Consider the following 1,595-nt stretch of genomic DNA (forward strand, 5'->3'; position numbering starts at 1 on the left):
GACCGCCGTCCACGTCGGCCCGCACCGGGTTTCGCTGACCGCTGGCCGCGCCGACCGCGAGGAGCCGGTCGACCGGGAAGTCGGTGCGCACGGTCCGTCCGGTCGGGTCGGTGGCGTCCAGCCGGGTGGCGCCGGCGACCGGCCCGGCCGCCAGGCGGACCGGCCCGGCCAGCGCCGCGAAACCGGGGTACGGGCTGCGCGCGGTCACCGCCAGGGTGTGCCCGTCGACCCAGCTCACCTCGACCGTGTCCAACCGGGCCAGCCAGTCCGCCCGGACGTCGGTGACGTCGGTCCAGGCCGCCGGGGCGCCCGGGTAGCCGGCATGCCAGCGGCCTCCGGCCACCACCGTCCCCGGTACGCCCCGGGCGGTGTCCTGGTCGATGACGGCCAGCAGGTCGTCCACCCCGCCGGCGGTGACCGCGCCCAGGCGCAACCGCGCCTCGATGTCCAGCCGGGCCCGCACGCCGTCGGTGACGTGCCGCTCGACCAGCCGGCGCACGCTCGCGTACACCCTTTCCTGCGTGGCCCGGTCCAGCCGGCGGAAGTCGTCGCCGACCAGGTTGGCCAGCTCCAGCCCGGCGTGCCGGCGCAGCACCGCGTCCCGGCGCGGGCCGGCGGGGATCAGGTCGGCGACGAACGCGAACAACCGCTCGACGCTGACCAGGCGCTGCTCCACCCGGCTGTGGTAGGTGATGTTGCGGGCGTCCAGCCGACGCACCGCGTGGTAGTAGTCGTAGTCGGCGAGCACCGAGATCCGCCGCGCGTGGTAGCAGGCGGCCAACGTGAACGGCTGGTCGCTGAGCACCGGCATGTCCTCCGGGAACCGCAGCCCGAGGCGGTCGACGAGGTCACGGCGGAACAGCTTGGTGTTCGCCAGCGACCACGGCAGCTCCGAGTCGAACAGGCTCACGTCGACCGCGTCACCGCCGGCGAACACGTCGGAGAAGACGTGCCGCCCGTTGACCCCGACCACCTTGCCGAGCACCACGTCGGAGCCGTACCTGTCGGCGGCGGCGACCAGCCGTTCCAGCGCCTCCGGTCCGAGCCGGTCGTCCGAGCCGAGGAAGAACACGTACCGGCCGGTGGCCAGGTCCAGGCCACGGTTGCAGGGGGCGGCCGGCCCGCCGGAGTTGGCCTGGTGGACCACCCGCACGACGCCGGGGTGCCGCGCGGCCAACCGGTCCAGCAGCCGCCCGCTGCCGTCGGTGGACCCGTCGTCCACCGCCACGATCTCCATCCGCTCCGTCCCGATGGTCTGCCGCAGCAGCGAGTCGAGACAGGCACGCAGGTAGCGCAGGGTGTTGTAGACGGGCACGACGACACTCACGTCGGGGCGGGTCGTCGGTGGGCGGTCGGTCGCCGACTCGGCTGCCACTGCTGCTCCTTCGCGGGTCGGCCGGGTGGTGCGGCGCGACCCAGCGTGGTGGAGCGACCCGTCCGGGTGACGACTCCGACATGACGGCGAGGTGACCGACAGGCAGCCGTTGGATACGCCGAAAGGGCCCGACCCCGGTGGTGGGGTCGGGCCCTTGTCGGTGGTGTGGGTCAGCTGGTGCTGTAGCCGCGGGTGGCGATCCAGTCGGCGAGGTTGTCGA

At 74.0% G+C, this 1,595-nt stretch carries 1 protein-coding gene; it reads right to left on the reverse strand.

The window, feature by feature from the left end:
• Positions 1–1,375 (reverse strand): glycosyltransferase family 2 protein (locus tag HUW36_RS32435; RefSeq protein WP_174531532.1); only part of this gene is annotated, 1,375 nt, incomplete at its 3' end.
• Between the last annotated feature and the right edge of the window lie 220 nt (positions 1,376–1,595).

The sequence above is a fragment of the Micromonospora maritima genome, from assembly GCF_902825405.1.
Taxonomy (GTDB): Bacteria; Actinomycetota; Actinomycetes; order Mycobacteriales; family Micromonosporaceae; genus Micromonospora; species Micromonospora maritima.